Origin of the sequence: Blautia faecis, assembly GCF_027662325.1 — a bacterium.
In the GTDB taxonomy this organism is placed as follows: Bacteria; Bacillota; Clostridia; order Lachnospirales; family Lachnospiraceae; genus Blautia_A; species Blautia_A faecis.
This window is the reverse complement of the sequence record NZ_JAQDKY010000010.1, coordinates 21,781-41,504: the sequence shown is the minus strand read 5'-3', so window position 1 is coordinate 41,504 and position 19,724 is coordinate 21,781. Positions and strand designations below refer to the sequence as shown.

Annotated in this window: 10 protein-coding genes; 2 read left to right on the top strand and 8 right to left on the bottom strand. The window is 45.2% G+C overall.

Going from position 1 to position 19,724, the window contains the following annotated elements; genetic code table 11:
• Nucleotides 1–17: 17 nt before the first annotated feature.
• Entirely contained in the window at nucleotides 18–2,519 is a 2,502-nt protein-coding gene (locus PGQ38_RS06960; protein ID WP_204452897.1) for a helix-turn-helix transcriptional regulator, read from the bottom strand.
• A gap of 306 nt (nucleotides 2,520–2,825) precedes the next feature.
• Here PGQ38_RS06960 and PGQ38_RS06955 point away from each other — a divergent pair, with 306 nt between their 5' ends.
• Nucleotides 2,826–4,235: an RsmF rRNA methyltransferase first C-terminal domain-containing protein gene (locus tag PGQ38_RS06955; RefSeq protein ID WP_204452899.1), complete on the top strand. Its 1,410-nt coding sequence runs from the start codon at nucleotides 2,826–2,828 to the stop codon at nucleotides 4,233–4,235.
• A gap of 87 nt (nucleotides 4,236–4,322) precedes the next feature.
• Here the strand turns inward: PGQ38_RS06955 and addA are convergent, their stop codons facing one another.
• Nucleotides 4,323–8,078, bottom strand: a complete 3,756-nt coding sequence (gene addA, locus PGQ38_RS06950; RefSeq protein WP_270431130.1) for a helicase-exonuclease AddAB subunit AddA — start codon at nucleotides 8,076–8,078, stop codon at nucleotides 4,323–4,325.
• Entirely contained in the window at nucleotides 8,078–11,410 is a 3,333-nt protein-coding gene (addB, locus tag PGQ38_RS06945; protein ID WP_270431129.1) for a helicase-exonuclease AddAB subunit AddB, read from the bottom strand. The genes addA and addB overlap by 1 nt, the downstream gene beginning before the upstream one ends.
• Before the next feature lie 185 nt (nucleotides 11,411–11,595).
• On the opposite strand from addB, the gene PGQ38_RS06940 reads away from it, so the two are divergent.
• A complete protein-coding gene (locus PGQ38_RS06940) occupies nucleotides 11,596–12,051 on the top strand; it encodes an FMN-binding protein (RefSeq protein ID WP_270431128.1) in 456 nt (151 codons plus the stop codon).
• A 93-nt stretch (nucleotides 12,052–12,144) separates the two neighbouring features.
• On the opposite strand, the gene PGQ38_RS06935 is transcribed toward PGQ38_RS06940, so the two are convergent.
• The 5 genes from PGQ38_RS06935 to PGQ38_RS06915 all read right to left on the bottom strand — a co-directional run bounded on the left by PGQ38_RS06935 (nucleotide 12,145) and on the right by PGQ38_RS06915 (nucleotide 19,524).
• A complete protein-coding gene (locus PGQ38_RS06935) occupies nucleotides 12,145–14,061 on the bottom strand; it encodes an NAD(+) synthase (RefSeq protein WP_270431127.1) in 1,917 nt (638 codons plus the stop codon).
• A gap of 111 nt (nucleotides 14,062–14,172) precedes the next feature.
• Complete coding sequence (hslO, locus tag PGQ38_RS06930) at nucleotides 14,173–15,051, bottom strand: Hsp33 family molecular chaperone HslO (protein ID WP_173717446.1); 879 nt, start codon at nucleotides 15,049–15,051, stop codon at nucleotides 14,173–14,175.
• Between the two features lie 71 nt (nucleotides 15,052–15,122).
• Nucleotides 15,123–15,884 carry a class I SAM-dependent DNA methyltransferase gene (locus PGQ38_RS06925; RefSeq protein WP_270431126.1) on the bottom strand — a complete coding sequence of 254 codons (762 nt, stop codon included), beginning with the start codon at nucleotides 15,882–15,884 and terminating at the stop codon, nucleotides 15,123–15,125.
• Nucleotides 15,885–15,965: 81 nt separating this feature from the next.
• Nucleotides 15,966–16,979, bottom strand: coding sequence for a hypothetical protein (locus tag PGQ38_RS06920; RefSeq protein ID WP_173717445.1), 1,014 nt, complete (start codon nucleotides 16,977–16,979; stop codon nucleotides 15,966–15,968).
• A 469-nt stretch (nucleotides 16,980–17,448) separates the two neighbouring features.
• Entirely contained in the window at nucleotides 17,449–19,524 is a 2,076-nt protein-coding gene (locus PGQ38_RS06915) for a HelD family protein (protein WP_270431125.1), read from the bottom strand.
• Nucleotides 19,525–19,724: the final 200 nt, after the last annotated feature.

Sequence of the window (19,724 nt, the reverse complement as noted above, 5' to 3'; positions counted from 1 at the left end):
ATAGTATTAACTTCCAGTTAGCTTTTTCCTTCCATCATCTCCAAAAGATACTTGCGCTTCACCCGGACATCCCCGGGAATCTGTAATTTGGAATAAATCTGATTGATGTACTGCTTCACAGTTCCCTCGGATAAAAACAGACTCTGGGCGATTTCTTTGTTGCTCATATGCTTCGCCATAAGCTCCGTAATCTCCAGCTCACGATCTGACAGTACTTTAAAGACCGGCGGATACGCCTCCTCTTTTTTTAACTGATCGCACCGCATTTCCCATTCTTTCCCCATTCTGGTGATCCTGAAAAGAAAATTTTCATTGATTCCGAAAAAGCTTCCCTTCAAAAGCTCCTCTATGTATGGATAATTCTCCACAAATGGCATAAGGATTCCATCTGGAAAAGCCTGGGAAAGTGATCCTCTCAAAAGTTCAAGCGCCTGTTCTGTTTTTCCCAGCTTCCAGTTGGCCGCAAGAAGCTGGATCTGCACATGAAGCGCTACCAGATCGTAGTGAAGAGCCTGACACATGGCAAGAATGGATTCGCTTCTTCCGATCACCTTCGAATATTCTCCCTGGGCAAGATAAACCTGATTCTCGATCATTTCCATCATCGGTCTCCCAGGTGCCAGAAAATTCACCGTAGAAAGCATGTGAGCTCCAAAGAGAGCCGGAATCCGCTCCGTTTGTCCGGTAACTGCATAGTAATAGGCGCAGGTGCTGTCAAAAATATTGACCCAGGTGGTATTATGCCCCTGCAGCAGTTCTTTTCGACGTTCTTCAAATGTATTTCTCATTTTTATGTCCATACAGATAGACAGCCTTTGTGCCAGAAAATCGCAGCAAAGTGCAATGCTCTCCTGCCCGTTTCCCTGAATCTGGGTATAAGCCTTTTCCAATGCTATATGGGCATCAACAAAATTGCCACGCATAAAGTGAGCCTCTGCGCTCATAATCGTTTCTGCACCCTGTCCGTGTCCGTTTGTGATCTTGTAATAATGAGGCATACACTGGTTCATCTCTTCCAGCTCTTTGTCAAGATCTCCGCTTTTCCTGTGAAACATCATAAGTACAGATGGGGAGCCAAACGTCCAGCCTCCGTCACTTCGGATACTGATGGCAGGTCTTGTCATCTTCTCGCTGGCACTGCGGTGAAACTGACTCATTCTCGAAATATCATTGTACATAAGAAAGCTCTGGATCAGGTCGCATTCGCCCAGAAGATTTCCTCTCTCTTCCTCAGGCAGCTTTGGATGTTCTCTGATGGATGCCAGAAGAAGTTCTTTCAATTCCAGCATTTTGGGAATATTTTTCCAGTTAAACATGCATCTCATAAGAACCAGAATTGCAAGCGGATATTCTTTTAAAACGGAAACCGGACATCTGTTCAAAACTTCCAGAACCTCTTCCGGTTTTAGAGAAGCAAGTAAGATTCCAGCATCTTTTTGCACCACCCGGAGAATAGCTGCAAAATTCTGATTTCGCCGGTATGCTGACAAGGCATGGATATAGGCACCATGTTTTTCATACCATGCACCATATCTTTCATAATAGAAAGCCTGTCTGGAATCATCCAGTGTTCTGAACGCACGAAACGCGCACTCTTTCATCATATGGTGAAAGCGGTAAGTCTGCCCGTCATTCAGGCAGGTGACAAAAGCATTCTGCCTGGTGAGCATTTTCAGAATCTGGTGTACGTCTTCTCTTTTTGTAATAAATTCTGCCATCTCTTCCGTGAATTCATCTGCAAGCCCCATGGCACTTAAAAATTCTTTTCTGTCTTCTGGCAAAGGATTCAGCATGGAAGCGGAAAACATCTGGTAAATGTCAGATGTTTTTCCTGGCAATTCTCCTGATTTTGAAAAAGAACACAAATTCAGGTAAACAGCTGCGAACCATCCTTCGCTGGATTTCAGAAGCTGCTCAAGCTGGCTGTCTGTCAGGCTGGTTCCGCAGCGGCGGATATAGGCTGATAGCTCCCCAGAGTTCAGACGCAGATCGTCTATTTCTATCCGGTGAAGTCTTCCTCCAAGCCTTACAATCCAGTCATCACTGATAAAATGATTTCGGCTTGCTACGATCAGATGCACATTTTCCGGAATCCTCCCTGCCATTCTGCACAGGAAAGTGGCCGCCCGGTCATCTTTTAACAGATGAAAGTCATCTATAAAAATATAACAATTTTCACATTTTTCCAGTTGATAGCATAGAATTTCCGTCAAAAATCCAGCGGAGGCTTCATCTTCCGGGCAGTCGTAGTTTTCCAGAAAGTTAAGACCTGCGAAGGAAAATGCATTTTGCACACTTTTCCAAAAGATGGAAAGGTTTTGGGAGTAAATACTGATCCGGATCAGCAAAGCCAGACTGTCTTTCGCCAGTCTGGACAGATACCAGTTTACTGCGGTTGTCTTCCCATATCCCATAGGGGCTGTTATGGCTGTCAGCGCGCTGTTGGAAACAGGCTGCAGGGATTTTTGTAAACGGTCTGATATGTAAATGGAATTCAGGCTGATTTTTTCTTTAGGCATTTCATACCCTCACTCTCTTGTTTTATAAGTATATTGCTGTTTACACCGTTTCCGGAGTATGATTTGTAGGAATAATTTTTCAAACACGCTCTAATGATCATTCTATTTTTAATTATAGTGGAAAAGACAGGAAATTCCAATGGATTCTTTTGCTTTTGCTTATGTTTGACTTGTTCTTTTTCTTCCGCTATACTAAAATGTGTTTAAAAAATGCTTTCTGCAAGATGTGTTTCACAGTTTGCGTGAGATTTTTTGCAGACATTTTTTTCATATCTAATTCTATTTCAGTACTAAGGAGATTTTTCTATGGATTCAGATAAATTATCAGCTCTGCCTCAGGCTTTTCTTCATCGGATGGAGGATATGCTTGGGGATGATTTTGAACCTTTTCTGGCAGCTTATGAACAGCCGCGTACTTATGGGCTCCGGGTAAACACGGCAAAGATTTCCTGTGAGGAGTTTGAACAGATTGTGCCCTTTGAAGTGAAAAAAATCCCATGGGTTTCGAATGGTTATTTTTACAATGAGGATGTAAGGCCATCCCGGTGTGCTCTTTATCAGGCTGGACTTTATTATCTTCAGGAACCAAGTGCCATGACCCCCGCTTCCCGTATTCCGGTGGAGCCAGGGGAATATGTGTTGGATATGTGTGCAGCTCCTGGAGGAAAAGCAACTGCAGTTGGTTCCGCCCTAAAGGGTGAAGGACTTCTGGTTGCAAATGATATCAGCACTACCAGGGCAAGAGCACTGCTTCGAAACCTGGAACTGTTTGGGATTCCCAATCTTTTTGTTGCCAATGAAAAGCCTGAAAAAATGGTAAATAATTTTCCGGAATTTTTCCATAAGATCATTCTGGATGCACCTTGTTCCGGGGAGGGGATGTTCCGTAAGGAGGAAGCTCTTGCCAGGGACTGGACTCCTGAGAAGTCTGAGGAGCTTTCCAGAATTCAGAAACAGCTTTGTCTGAATGCGGCAGACATGCTGCAGCCGGGAGGACAGATGCTTTATTCTACTTGCACCTTTGCACCTTGTGAGGATGAGCAGATCATTTCCTGGCTTCTCAGGGAACGGCCGGAGCTGTCTCTGATTTCCATGGAGGATTATGAGGGCTTTTCCACCGGAAATCCTGAATGGGGAGATGGGAATCCACAACTGAAAAAATGTGTGCGCATTTTTCCCCATAAGATGCAGGGGGAGGGGCATTTTCTAGCCCTCTTGCAAAAGGAGGGAACGGCTGGACCTTCCGCTGGTACTTCTAAGACCAGTCGTCTGGCTGCAGATGTCCGGAAGTATATGGAAGAATTTTTCAGAGAAATCGGGTTGAAAACTTTAGATGGCCAGGAGTTTGACTGGAACCGGGTGGAGGTCCGGGCAGATAAAGTTTATTATCTGCCGTCTGTTTCCTATAATTTCAGAGGACTTACGTTTATTCGGAACGGACTTTATCTGGGAGATCTGAAGAAAAACCGGTTTGAACCGGCTCAGCCGCTTGCACTGGCTTTCCGGAAAAATGAAGCTGAAGCTGTGATTTCCCTTTCTGTGGATGATCCAAGACTGGAGCGGTATCTGAAAGGGGAAACTCTTACAATTGAGCCTGAAGAGGCTGCTCATTCTAAGGGATGGCATTTGCTTTGTGTGGAGGGGTATCCCCTTGGGTTTGGAAAGCTTGTGAATGGGACATTGAAGAATAAGTATCCGGCGGGGTGGAGAGTGTAAGGTGGTCAAATTTTTGTTTTCCCTTCCGCCTGCGACGTGCGTGGATGTGGCGTGCCACATCCACGCACCCTCTGCGAACACAAGCAATCATCCTAACAATATCTCTTTTTTCAACGTAAAGGAATAAATATACTTCTCTTTCACCCTGCGCCCAGTCATTCTATGAAGTGCCTGAGCATAATCCTCCAGCTGGGTGTGATACAGATCAACCAGCTTCTGCTCTTCCCCCCTGCGCACACGATCCGTCTTGTAATCAACCAGCACGATCTCATTCCCTTCCAGAAAATAAGCGTCTATGATTCCCTGCACAAGCACACGTTCCTTGGAATCCCATGCCTCATCTATTTCAGCGGCACTTCTGGAAATGACAAAAGGCTGTTCCCTGAAAAGAAGCCCCGATAATGCAGCGACTTTCATTCTCTGCCCCAGTGCCCCATTCACAAAAAACTGAATATCTGAAATTCTGATACATTCTGCTTCTGCCTCAGACATTTTTTTGCTCTGAACCAATGCGTTGATCTGCTCTTTCAGCTGCTGTGCACTATCCGTTTTATTGTACTCAAGACATTCCATCACACGATGGTAAGCAGTACCTCTTGCCGAACCTGTGAACGCCTCTTCCGTTTCCTTCTTTTCCTCAATAAATCTTGGAACCAGCGGAACAATGTCCGGTTCGAAATATACAGCTTCTTCAATATCCGTATCTTCATGGTAACTCTTCTTTTTCAGATCCGATACACTGACCTTCACCGGAATGTCCTTACGATATTCATAAGGATATACAAATCCAAAGCGCTTTTCCAGTTCCGCTCTGATTTCAGGATCCACGATTTTCTCACAATCCCAGTTATCCAGAATATCGTCTTCCATCTGCCCGGCAGCCTGTTCCACCACTTCAGCCTCCGTTAAAGTCCTCGCTGTGATCCTTTTCACCTGAAACTCTGCCGGATCATCATAAAGCAGATTATCATGGGATGGCAACAATCCAAACTCCTCAAAAAGTTCATCCATGCAGCGGTGCCTTGCAAGCGCAGGTAACACGTAGTCCCAGTAAGTTTTTCCATTCAGCCGCGTTTCTGCTGGAAGAAGTTCCTGGTCATTTTCGCGAAATCTGTATAAAGAAAGCAGCCTTTTTTCCAGATTTCCTATTGTTCCGGTCATGATCAGTTTCTCCTTGGCACGAGTCAGGGCAACGTAAAGCACTCGGATTTCCTCCCCCAGAGTCTCTTCCAGAAGCTTACGGCGGATCACCTGCTTATACAGTGTTGACACAATCATCCGACGGTCTGGCAAAATGGCGTCAGCGCCAAGACCGTAATCCGGATGAATCAGAAGTCTGGCGTTCAGATCCTGCATATTGAACTGTTTTCCCATACCGGCAAGGATAACAATCGGAAACTCGAGTCCCTTGCTCTTGTGGATCGTCATGATTTCCACGGAACCTTCTCCTGCGCCAGAAAGATTTACTTCGCCATAATCAACTTCATATTTTTGCAAATGTTCAATATATCGGACAAAATTAAATAAGCCTCTGTAACTGGTCTTCTCATAATCCATTGCCTTTTCCACCAGCATAGCGAGGTTGGCGCTCCGCTGTGCACCATTTGGCAGAGCTTTCGCATAATTACAATAGCCGGTTCTGCGGAGAATCTCAAGAATCAGCTCATGGACAGGAGTGTACACCGCAAGATCACGCATTTCATTTAGAAGGACTATAAAACCATGTAATTTGTGGTAAAGAGTTCTTTCCTGCCCCTCATATTCTTCCAGGAAATTCAACACGCTGTCATACAGCATCCCCTTCGGATGTTTTTCCCGCAAAACGGCAAGCTCCTGGGTAGTACATCCCACCAGCGGCGACCTCAGCACCCCCGTCAAAGGAATATCCTGAAGAGGATTATCACAGATCTGCAGATAATTCAGAATCGTAACCACCTCAAGTGCTGAAAAATATCCCGTCTTTGAAGCGGCATACACAGGAATTCCGTGGGCAGAAAGTACCTCTGTAAAGGTTTCTGACCAGCCGGAAGCGGTGCGCAGAAGGATTACAATATCCCCGTATTTCACAGGACGATATTCTTTGGTTTCCTTATCAAGTACCAGCTCTTTTCCTACAATTTCCTTAATTCTGTTGGAAATAGCAAGAGCCTCCAGTTCCCGGGCATCCTTTCCTTCCATCAGATCCTCCAGTTCTTCAGAATCCTTTTCTACCAGAAGAACTTCTGCAGGAAGAAAGCTTTCCTTGTTTCCTTCCGGAAACACAGCTCCAGGATAAAGAGCTGCGGCTTTATCGTAGGCAATTCCACCAAGATCTGTTCCCATAATCTGACGGAAAATAAAGTTTGCACTATCCAATACCTGGGACCGGCTGCGGAAGTTTTTATGAAGATCGATTCGCTGTTCCGTACTGTCTGTTAAACTGTACTGTTCATACTTTTCCATAAAAAGCTCTGGTCTGGCAAGGCGAAACCGGTAAATGCTCTGTTTCACGTCACCTACCATAAATATATTTTTTCTTCCATCTGCCCAGCCGGAAACACAGTTGGTTATCATTTCCTGTACCAGGTTACTGTCCTGGTACTCATCCACCATGACCTCGTCATATTTCAGGGAAAGTTCACGTGCTGCCGGACTCATGTGATAAATATACTTGCTCTCTCCAGTCCAATTACCGTCGTTTTCGCCATTTTCTTCCGCTGCATGAACCCTTTGAATCAGGATTTCCAGAGCAAAATGCTCCATGTCCGTAAAGTCCAGAATATTTTTTTCCCGCTTCTTCTCTCCATACATACGGATAAATTCCCTGGTAAGCTCCACCAGCATTTCTACAGGCTCCCGGCAGGTTTCCAGAAGCACTGGAAGTTCCTCCTCCTTTACGGAAAAATACCGTGTTCCAATATCCTTTAAAATATCCTTTGCATTTTCCCGAAGAGATTTTACCTGCTCTTTCAGCGTATCATCTACAGGATCTTTTGGTTTCTTTCTGGAAAGAGCGGCAAAAGCCGGTTTGCCAAGAAGCTCTCCTGCTCCGTCAAAATCACCGGCGGCGGCTTTCTCTTCTGCTGCACGAATGAGGATGAGATCACTTTGCAGTGCTTCATCATACAGGTATGGTCCTCCTGGCGCATTGCAAAAGCTTCTTGCCTGGGTAATCAGTTCCTTTGCCTGGCAAAGATCCTCCGTAATGTTTTTCCATAACAAATTCATCCATTCTGATGATTTTACAGACTCTAAATCCGTATTTCTATAACTATCTATGCATTCTTCCAGCCAGGTATCCGGATATGGATTGCTCATGGCAGCATTATACAGAGAATAAATCAGTTCTTTGATTCCATCATCTGTTTTGCCTGATGCGTAGCATTCGATAAAATACTTAAACTTTTTGTCATCTTTTATGTAATAGTTCTCCAGAAGCTCCTTCATCACGTCCTCTTTCAGAAGCTTCAATTCTCCCTCTTCTCCTGTCCGATAACCAGGATCCAGACCAATAAGATGGAAATAATTGCGGATCACATAAGCACAGAAGCCATCTATCGTGGTGATCTGCGCCGTATGGATCAAGGTAGTCTGGCGCTGCAGATGCTCATTGTCCGGATTCTCACAGAGAGCATCCTCCAGGGCATTTGCAATTCGTTCCCGCATTTCCCCTGCTGCTGCTCTTGTGAACGTCATGATCAGCAGCCTGTCAATGTCAACAGGATGCTCCGGATCCATCACCTTTTTTAGAATTCGCTGCACAAGCACCGCAGTCTTTCCGGAACCAGCTGCTGCACTTACCAGAATATTCCGGTTTCTTAAATTAATAACCTGCTCCTGCTCTTTCGTCCAGTTCACTGCCATTATTCATCCACCTCCTTCACAAAAGCATCCCACAGCTCTTCATCTGTAAAGTTTTTCAGCCTGCGGAATTCATAGCCTGGAATGTCCATATCAAAACCGCATACGCCGCTGTAAGGACAGTAGGTACAGGCATTTTTCTTTCCCAGCATATATGGAGAAACCTGGGCATCTCCGGTCATAATGGACTGTCTGATATGAGAAATCTTTGTTTTTACATAACGGTTTAAAATATCAAACTGCTCTTTTGAGGCTACAGAAGAATTTTTCCGGAAGCTTCCGTCTTTGTTAAAGGATACGGGAATTGACACAAGGGAACTGTCCATTTTTTGTACCAGTTCTTTATCTTTCAGAACCAGTCCGTTCATCTTTAATTCCTTCAGCACTTTTTCCTGGACAGTCTCTATATCTGCATCTATTTTTTCCTGAATCATAGGATCCTTGATATTGTAATAAAATACCCCTGCAGGAATCACATCTTTATCCTTATGCTTGTTTTGCTCTACGGTAAGGGCACCGTCCATGTAGATCATCAGCTGCAGCTGCAGACCATGATACAAAGAAACCAGATCAAAAGAAGTATTCCCGGTCTTATAATCAATGACCCGGACATACAGCTTCCCATCATCTGTCTCCATAGTATCCACGCGATCGATCCGACCGCCCTGAAAAACAACTTCCACACCTTCCGGCTCAAATCCCCCGGATTTCAGCTGTTTCTGAATTGCCCACACAGTTCTTCGTACCATTCGCTTGGTGCGCTGAATCATATATTCATTGCGTGCACTGCTTTTTAGAATGGTATTGCCATAATCTGCACTTATTTCATCTACCAGGCGGTCTGCCAGCGCATCCCGCTCTTCCTCAGAAAGCTCTGCCAGAGAAAGCTTTTCTTTGTTCACTTCCTTTATCAGAGACTCCAGCACCTTGTGCATAATATTTCCCATATCCATGGCGCGGAATTCATACTCTGCACGCTCCGTAAGTTTGAGACCATACTGGAGGAAATGGGCAAAAGCACAGGCAGAATAACGCTCCAGCCTGGTGGCACTGTAGGGCGACACCTCTCCATAGAGAACCTTTGCCACACTTTCGCTGATAATATCGGCAGGCTTTCTGGTTCTGGAAGCCTCCACCAGCTTCCTGGCTAAAGTCCTATATTTAGGACTTCTAAGATACCAGCTGTAAAGCTCGCTGTACAAAGGACTTCCCAGTCCCACAGCGCCCTCTCCAAGACCTTTCAGGAAGCATTCCAGACTGGTTCCCGGAAGCTCCATGGCGTTCAGGCTGAATTCCTCATCACCTGCATTTTTCACTTCCAGTCCGGGATACAGAGCCTGTATACTGTGGATCAGATATGCCGGACTTATAGGTTCTCCTTTTCCATTTGACGAACTGTAGGAAAGACACAAATGCTCACTTGGCTTTGTCAGATTCAGATACAGATAAAAGCGCTGGGTGTTCATCAGCTCTTTCGGACCTGGTGCAAGCTCCATTCCCTCATCTGCAAAGAATTCTCTGTCCATCTGGGTCAAAATTCCGCCAGAGTCTGTATTTTTCGGAATATTCCCCTCGTTTACACCTACAAAAAACAATGCCTTTATTTCTTTCAGACGGGTTCTTTCCATATCTCCAACAAGGACCTGATCCATACTGGGCGGGATCAGCGCAACCTTTGACTTGGCAAAACCAGTTTCCAGAAGCTGGACAAATTCCGTTCTTGTAATTTCTTCCTCTCCAAGGATCTCTACCATGCGGTCAAGAAGTTCCATAACAATTCCATATATCTGGGCGTATTCTTTTTCCAGAGCTTTTTCTCCTTTTTCTTTAAAGAAAAGCTCCTGTTTCTTTAGTTTTTTCTGTATTTCACAGCTTTCGATAAACTGATATAAACTATAACAATATTCACATACTTTTCTCTTTCCACTGGAAAATCCCTGAGCCAGGATCTCAGCCTCCCTCACAAATATTTCCCGGTATTCGTTCAGGACTTGAATATCCTCCGGATCCATGGTCCGGTAAACTCTCACCCACTTCTCGGACCACTTTTTGTAACCGCGAATTCCAAGGGCAAGCACATAATTCTCCAGCATATCCACCTGGTCCCTTCCAAGGCCGGACATATCACAGCGCAGATACCGGAAAACACTTTCGTAGGAAAAACCCTTTGTAACCATTTCAAGAGCAGCACGAATATATTCTATAAATGGGTTCATCAGAATGGTGTGCTTCTCATCCAGGAAGTAAGGGATCCGGGATTCCTCGAATACCTGAGATGCAATACTTTTGTACGCCTCCAGATTTCCGGTAATCACAGCGATTTCTCCGTATTTCAGATTTTTTTCACGGACCAGACGGCGTATTCTCCTGGCTGTCTCTTCCAGTTCTTTTACAGGGGATTCTGCTGCAAATATGCAGATTTCTTCCTGTTTCTTCTCATAGACAGATCTTCTGTAGCGGAAAAGATGCTTCTCCAGAAAGTCAAGGGAGGTGAAATTTCCAAAGCGGCCCTTTCTCTCATCTTTCAGAAGAATGGGATCATCCAGATTGCTGGTCAGACCGGACAATGTGTGGATCATTTTCCTGCTCATATAGAATAACTGATGTGGTTTTCCCATCTGTAAGGGATTTTCTCCGGCATCCATGGTGACAGTTACCAGAACCTTATCGCAGACATTTAAAAGTTCCCGGATCACGTTCATCTGCACCGGAGTAAAACCGGTGAAGCCATCCAGAAGGAGTACGGATTTTTTCAGTTTATCAGAAAAAGGAATGGCTTTTTTCAAAGCGTCCATCACGCCTTCGCCGGTCATATAATGACCTTCCAGATACTGAAGAAAGGCCTGATAAAGGACACCCACATCCTGCATTTTCATATGAAGAAGAGAGTCTTCCCCTGTTTTTCCCAGCATGTCCTGCAGTTCTTCTTCCCGGATATCATACTGCATAAATTCTGAAATCAGAGATTTCACTTCGTCCAGATAGCCCGGTTTGTTCATCTGGCTGCCAAGGTAGGGCAGATTTTTGCGAAGCTGCTGCACCAGCTTCTGAAGAACCATACTTTTTCCAGTGTCATCCAGAAGCACTTCCATGGCGCCGCCTGTCTCCTCGAAAATACGATAGGCAAGGCGCTGAAAGCTGAGCACGTCGATATTCAGGATTCCCTTTCCGGGATGCATTTCGACTACGTTTTTCTGTGTCTGCATGGTGAACTGTTCCGGGACGATAATATAGTACAGGTGCTGTGGATTTTCCATAGATTCCCGGATGATCTGTTCACATGCATAATGCGTCTTGCCAATACCGGAGCTGCCGATGATGAATTGTAGGGACACGTTTTTTCCTCCTTCTGCCAATTATATGGAATAAAAAAAGCCTGTATCTGATAAAAAATCATTCTGTTTTATATTCTATCATATTTTCCATGCTTTGATAATAGGATAGAATAAGAAGATTAGAGCCTGGTTTTGCGGCCAGGATTATTTTTTTCATTATCAGTGCGATACAGGAGGCGCAGTCCATGAGTTCGAAAACCAGGATCATCGTGTTACATATGAAGGAAGTGGTATATACCATTGCCTTTCTGATTCTTGCTGTTCTTCTGGGAATCCTGATCTACTTTATGTTCGGGCCTGGAAAAAGCCAGACCACTTCTGCTTCCGGAGAGGGGCTTTATACGCCTGGCGTTTACCGCAGTTCCCTTACTTTGAATAAAAATACTTTTGACGTGGAGGTTACAGTAGATCAAAACAATATCCAGTCTATTGAGCTGGTAAATTTAAGTGAAAGCACCACTGCCATGTTTCCGCTGGTAAAGCCTTCCCTGGAATCACTGGCCAGCCAGATTGTTGACAGCCAGTCCCTGGACGACCTGAAATATTCCACGGACAGAAAATATACGTCACAGCTGCTTATTTCTGCCATTGAAGATGCATTAAAAAAGGCGGAGAACCATGTAAGTTCTCCGCCGGCATAGCAATAAACAAACCTAATTATTTCCTGCCTTTACAGCTGTATGCTACGCGAAATACAGCTGCAAAATGCATGGAAAGCGTACCGCACAATCGTTTTATACTTCAAGCTTCTCCAGAGCTTCCATCCATACCGCTGCGCTTGCATCACTTGGCATACGCAGGTCACCTCTTGGAGACAGCGCCACACTACCTACCTTCGGACCGTCAGGAAGACAGGAGCGTTTGAACTGCTGGGCAAAAAATCTGCGGTAGAAGATTTTCAGCCATTTCAGAATCGTAGCCTTGTCATAGGTACCCTCAAAGGTACGGCAGGCAATGCGATAGATCTTATCCGGTTCAAAGCCTGCACGAAGCATATAATACAGATAAAAATCATGAAGTTCATAAGGACCAACCAGATCTTCTGTTTTCTGCGCGATCTTGCCGTCCTTAGGTGGCAGAAGCTCCGGACTTACCGGAGTATCCAGAATATCCAGAAGAACTTCTTCCAGCTCTTTCTCTCCGCAGGTATCTGCATAATAGCGGACAAGATGTCTTACAAGCGTTTTGGGAACAGAGGCATTTACACCATACATGGACATATGGTCTCCATTATAGGTTGCCCATCCAAGAGCAAGCTCGGAAAGGTCACCGGTTCCCACAAGAAGTGCTCCCTCCTGGTTTGCCATATCCATAAGAATCTGCGTACGCTCTCTGGCCTGACAGTTCTCATAGGTTACATCATGAACGGAATCATCGTGACCGATATCACGGAAATGGATATTTACCGCCTCTTTAATATTGACCTCCGTCAGAGAAGCACCAAGGCACTGGCTTAATTTGCAGGCATTCTGGTAAGTTCTGTCTGTGGTACCAAAGCATGGCATGGTAACGCAGCGGATATTCTCAGATGGCAGTCCCATCAGCTGGAAAGTACGTGCAATTACAAGCAATGCCAGTGTAGAATCAAGTCCCCCGGAAAGTCCGACCATTGCCTTTTGGCAGTGGATGTGGCTCATTCGCTTCTTAAGTCCCATAGCCTGAATGTTCAGAATCTCCTCACAGCGCATATCACGCTCTTCTTTTACAGAAGGTACGAAAGGATAGGGGGCAAACTTCCTGGTAAGAGAGGTCTCTTCCACTTCCACATCAAAAGGTACGATCTGGCAGTCAGCATCATCAGATGCCGGATAGGTGGAAAGTCGTCTTCTCTCATCTGCCAGTCTCTGCACATCAATTTCTCCGTAGATCACAGTGTTCTGGAAGCGCTTCGCCTCAGCCAGCATGGTGCCATTCTCTGCAATCAGGTTCTGCCCGCCAAATACCAGATCCTGGGAGGATTCACCCTCTCCTGCTGTGGCGTAAATATAGCCGCACACCAGTCTAGCAGACTGGCCCTTCACCAGATCACGGCGGTAGGAATCCTTGCCAACCATCTCATCACTGGCTGAAAGATTGACGATAATATGGGCACCGCCCTGTGCCAGATTTACACTAGGCGGAAGTGGAACCCACAGATCCTCGCAGATTTCCGCGCCAACTGTCAGCTCCGGCAATCCTTCACATGAGAAAATCAGATTGCTGGCAAAAGGTATGCTTTCCTCCCCAACTGTCACATCTGTCCACACATCCGCTCCGGAAGCAAAGTGTCTCTGCTCATAGAATTCATTATAGTTGGGAATGTGAGTTTTAGGTACAAATCCAAGAATATTTCCGTGGTTCAATGCTGCTGCCACATTGTAGAGCTTTCCGTTCATCCGCATAGGAAGTCCCACAAAGATCAGCGCATCCACATCCGCAGTCTCCTCTGCAATAGTCAGAAGGCTCTCCCATGCACTGTCCAGCAGTCTTCTCTGAAGGAAAAGATCCTGGCAGGTATAGCCTGTGATGCAAAGCTCCGGCAGCACCATCAGCTTGGCATGCTGTGTCTCCATTTCACGGATTACTTCCAGAATTGCCCTGGTATTGGCCTTACAATCAGCAACTGTAACTTGCGGCGTTCCTGCCGCTACTTTAATAAATCCCTGATTCATATCCTAATCCTCTCTTATCCTACCATTTCCACGCCTTAGAGCATGTTTGAAAAAGGCTTTCTGCAAGATGTGCGTCTATGACGGAAAATAGTGATTCTGTCTCAATTCAGCTTATTTGCATCTTCTTAGAATTTCTTTCAGCTCTTCTACTGTAAAATTGTAGTTGGTATTACAGAAATGGCAGTTCATCTCGATTGGCTTGCCTTCCTGGATCATTTCGTTTAATTCTTTTCTGCCGATGCTGATCAACGCTTTCGCTACTCGCTCCTTGGAGCAGTTGCAGCGGAAACGGGTGTCCATTTTCTCATTGATCTGCACGTCAAAGCCTTCCAGCACTTTCTCCAGCAGACTCTCCGGGGTATGTCCCTCCTCTAACAGGTTGGTGACAGAATTGATCTTCTGTACGTTCTGCTCTAACCTGGAAATCACTTCTTCCTCTGCAAATGGCATCAGCTGTACAATAAATCCACCAGCCTGACGTACTGTATTATTCTTATTCATCAGGACTCCAAGTCCAACTGCGGACGGTACCTGCTCACTTGTTGCAAAATAATAGGTCAGGTCTTCTGCAATCTCACAGGTCTGAAGCATAACCTGTCCGCTGTAAGGCTCTTTTAGCCCCATATCTTTAATCACAGTCAGGAATCCAGGACCAACTGCTCCTGCAACGTCCAGCTTCCCTTTGGAATTTGCCGGAATGCAGACATCTGGATTTCCTACATAGCCCTTTACATTTCCCTGGGAATCGGCAGTTACCGTAATTCCCTGAAGTGGACCGCCGGCCTTGATCTGAAGGGTAAGAACATCTTTTTCCCCCTTCATCATGGAGCCCATCATGGCTCCTGCAGTCAGAAGTCTTCCAAGCGCTGCCGTAGCCACCGGACTTGTATTATGGTGCTCTCTTGCAGTCTCCACCATCTCAGTGGTCACTGCCGCAAATGCACGGATCTGGTCGTTAGCTGCAGTCGCGCGGATGATATAATCATTCATGTGTATTCTCCAATCTATACTGTTATAATGTTAATCGTAATCCTATAGCTATTTATCTTATTATTATATTATCATTTACCATGTTCCCTTACTACAAAGGTAAGCCTTCCGCTATCTTCCTTCGGTGGCTCCAGTGTATAAGCATCATACACTGCCAGAAGCTCCATTCCCGCTTTTCCAATAAGTTCCTTGATCTTCTCCAAAGAATAGGCTCTCTGATAGTGAACCTCCTCATCCTTCTCATAAAGTCCGTCCTCTCTTGGAATAAACAGAGCCAGCTCATACGTATTAATCCCGGTCTCCTCATCATAACTGTTCTCCCAGATAAAGCTTCCCTCATCCCGGTTCTCAGCAATCGTAGTATTCCCGATCATAGTCTGATACTTATAAACCGTATTCATATCAAACAGAAAAATCCCCTGAGGATCCAGATAATTATTTACCAGGGCAAATACATGCTCCAGCTCCTCTTCCTCTGTTATGTAATTCAGACTGTCACACACGCTTACTACAGCCCGTACGGTTCCATAAAGTTCAAACTCCTGCATATCCTGAAGAAGATACAGGATGTCATGCCCGGACTCTACCCGCTTCTCCATGGCCTCTGCCAGCATTTCCCCGGAATTATCCACTCCGATCATGTCATAGCCAGCCTCTGCCAGTATCTCAGTCATGGTTCCCGTGCCGCAGCCAAGATCCAGCACAAGTCCGTCTGTGATTCCCTGCGCTACAAGCTGCTGCTTCAGCCATTTGCCCCAGGTCTGGTAGTCCACATTGTCCTGGAACATATCATATACTCTGGCAAATTCGCCATAAGCCTGAAAATTATCCATATTCCCTCCAACTGTCACGGACACAGCCATCCATCCCGGGTAGCTGTGTCCGTGTAAGTCAACATTCTGCTTTTTCTGTTATTACTCTACAGGCATATAATATACGTCTGCACCTTCTCCATGCCAGTAATAATCCACATCATTCTGATCGTAAACGTCCTCATTATTTACAAAACGATAGGTATTTCCATCAAAGTCAACCCAGTTTCCATTTCCATCCGGAGTAATTACAAGGGGATGGCCATCGGAGTTGCGGTAAATAGTTCTGGTCTGGTTGGTGTCTGTAAGCTGCTCCTGGGTAAATCCGCCGGAGTTTGTGATTGTTCCATCACTGCTTCCATCACCTGAGGACGCAGAATCAGTACCTGCACTCTGTGTTCCGTCAGTGGAACCATCTGTACTTCCCTCAGTGCTTCCGTCTGCACTGTCAGAAGACTGTACCGGTGCAGCAGCTTTCAAAGAAGACTCTCCTGCAATTCCGAAGGAATCAACTGCAGCCTTAACTCCTGCATAAGAAGCCTCATCCACAACAGATCCGCAGATATTGTAATACTCATCAGAGCTCTTATAAATTTTATGGATCGCATAAACATATCCGCCGCTCTTGGAAGCATCTGTGTACTTCACAGTGTAAGAATAAACGCCTACTCCCTCCACATCACTGGCGGTATAATCCTGGATCTCAAAGTCAGTACCTTCTGCAAGGTCAGAAGCCTGCTCTAATGCCACAGCCAGATCCTGCGTATCCGGAAGCATAGCAGAAGACATGTCCTCTTCTCCCTGTCCATGAAGGATCAGGATCTTACCCTGCTCCGGGGATTCGAAGCTGAGCATATCTGCCTCATCCGCCTTATTGGACCAGGTAGCATCTGGAAGCTTAATGGAGACAGCCCCATTGCTTGATGTATAGGTGCTGTCCTGTACGTCTGGCGCGATGGTTGGCTCCGGAGTAGGTGTAGCGGTTGCTTCCGGAGCAGGTGTCTCAGTTACCACTACCTGTTCTTCCGGCTCGTCTCCGCCAAAACTGCAGCCTGTAGCAGCTGCAGAAACAATTGCTGATATCGTTAAGATTGCTAAAATCTTTTTGTTCTTCATAGTATCCTCCTTATTTCTTTTCATAAGTAAATTTTGTAAATCTACATTATTCTATTTCATTAACAAAACGAAAATATTTCTCGTTTATAAAAATCTCCCGAGCTGTATTTTACAATTTTATTACAAGCCTGTCAATGGATTTCCCACTGTAGAATCTAAATTGTTACTGTTCACTCCGTTCACAGTAACACGCTTCGCGATGCACAGAAATCATGCTTTGCATGATTTCGCGCCGCAACTCTCGGGTTTTCTGTGAACTTTGTTCACAAAAAACACCTCGCGGAATATTACCAGTGAACAGTAACTCTAAATTGAAAATATTATAAACTTTCGTGACGAACTTTATACATTTTTTCAAAGAGTGTTGGTAAAATCCTGTCTGCAAAGTGTACATTGCATTTGACAGCATGTTCCGACAACCTGAATTTCTTTTTTATTTTACGCTCTGTTTGTCATACTTTTGTAATATTTATTTTCCGTATTCGTACATATGCAATTTATGAAGCGCTCTGGTAGCTGCAATATAACGTCCCTGTTTTGCAATCGGGCTCTGATCTGCTGCAGGGAACAGGGAAAATACCTGGTCAAATTCCAGACCTTTTGCAAGATAAAACGTAGTAACTGTAAGGCCTTTGCAAAAGCTGGTACTGTCACGATGCAGGTACGAGAAACGATTTTCCACATCAAACCCTGTATTTTCCAGTTTTTCTTTCAGAATGCGGGCGGCATCTTTTGCCTCAGATTCCGTGCGAAGGATCAACGCAGCTGTCTCAAACTGTTCTGCTCCCAGCTGAAGCTTATTCACAAGCTCATCCAGAGCCACTTCCATTGCCTGCTGTTTTTTCCCTTTAAAAAATAATTCTTCCACTGGCTGGCCATGACGATCAAACAGATCCATATCTGTAATCCCTGCAAGCTGATTCGCATAAGAAGCAATCTCCACAGTGTTTCGGTAGCTTTTGTTCATGACGATCCTGCGGATCTCTTTTCCGAAAATTTTCGGTAAAAATCCCAGGACATCCTGAGCCTCATCTTCCATAGTCTGGGCTTTGTCCCCCAGGATGGTCATACGGCAGGGAAACATCATTTTAAGGATCAGATACTGAAGCCTTGAATAATCCTGCATTTCGTCTACTACCAGGTGCTTGATACCATTGTGGCTGGTCTGGCGAAGAAGGCGGTACTTCATGTAAAGTACCGGATAGACGTCCTCGTACCGGAGCTTTCGCTCCTGAAGCTGTACATGCGGAAGTCCCGGATAGCCGCAGCTTTCCAGAAAACGGCTGTAGATCACATAGAGATCCTGTGTCTCATACATATTCATGAATTTCTCCATTACAATGGCACGTTCTTCCTCATCCATATCATTGTCCCGAAGCGTCTCTACCTCATCAATGAAATTCTCTGCAACTGCCTCCATACGTGATAACAGAGGGATATCCTGGAATTTAAAATAAAAAAGATCAATGATCTCCTCTTCTTTTTTCGTAAAGTTCTTATATTCCACATCACGAAAATCCATCAGCTCATCTTCTAAGGAGGTGAGATACCCCTCCATCTGATTCAAAAATTCCCTGGACTGTTTTTCCTTATATAAGGAAGGCATATCCGGGAAATTCAGGCTGCGCTCAATCTGGTCATAACGGTCTTCGCAGTCAGATACCGTATCTTTCAGCTGTCTGTAGGCAAAAAGATCAAAGCTCATTTCTTTAATATTTTCCTCTCCCAGTTCCGGAAGTATATGGGAAATATAATCAGAAAAGATGCTGTTGGGAGACAGGATCAGGATATTGGAGGATTTCAGATTCTTGCGGTCGTGATACAAAAGATAGGCAATCCTGTGCAAGGCAATGGAGGTCTTGCCGCTTCCGGCTGCGCCCTGAATTACCATGATCTTATCCCTGGTGTTTCGGATGATGGCATTCTGCTCCTTCTGGATGGTGCGGACAATATTTTTCAGCGCAGTGCTGCCTCCGCTGCCAAGCTCTGCCATAAGAATCTCGTCATCAATCTTCACATCACTTTCAAACTGGTAAATCATACGGCCATTTCGAATCTTGTACTGCCACTTGGAGGCAATTTCACCGCAGATGGTTCCCAGCGGTGCCTGGTAAGACGCCGGACCTTTATCATAGTCGTAGAAAAGCCCGCTGACAGGAGCACGCCAGTCATAGATCAGCGGCGTATGCCCTGCCTCTTCTGCGAAATTTCCGATTCCAATATAAAAAATCTCCGGCTCCTCATCCCCTTCAAATACGAAATCCACTCTTCCAAAGAAAGGGGAATCCAGCATTTTACGAAATCTTTTTCGCAAATGGATCTGCTGCTCGTTGGCGTTGATCTGGTGAAGAAGTGCCTGCTGGTTATCGAAATTTTCGTAACCATACTGGTCCATCTCCGTATAGTTCTCCCAGTAATACTCATGCATTCCTTCGATATCCTTCTGTCCTTCCAGAATGGACTGGCTGATATGGGCGATCCTGGTTTCTAATTTATCTGTAACGTATGCAAGAAAAGCTGCTCCGTCTTTATTATCAATTGTCATTGGGGGTATACTCCTTTAACATTCGCGCTGCAGCCCTTTCTACCAGTCTTGTAAAAAGACACCTAGGGCTGCGGCAATAAATGAGTTTTTTCGTTGTCATGACTTTGTCCCTGCCTTCCTTTTCGGCAGAAACTTTGCTCCATTATACATTATCTGCGGGTAAAAGTACAGACAGCAAATCCCTGGATTTTTTCTCTCTG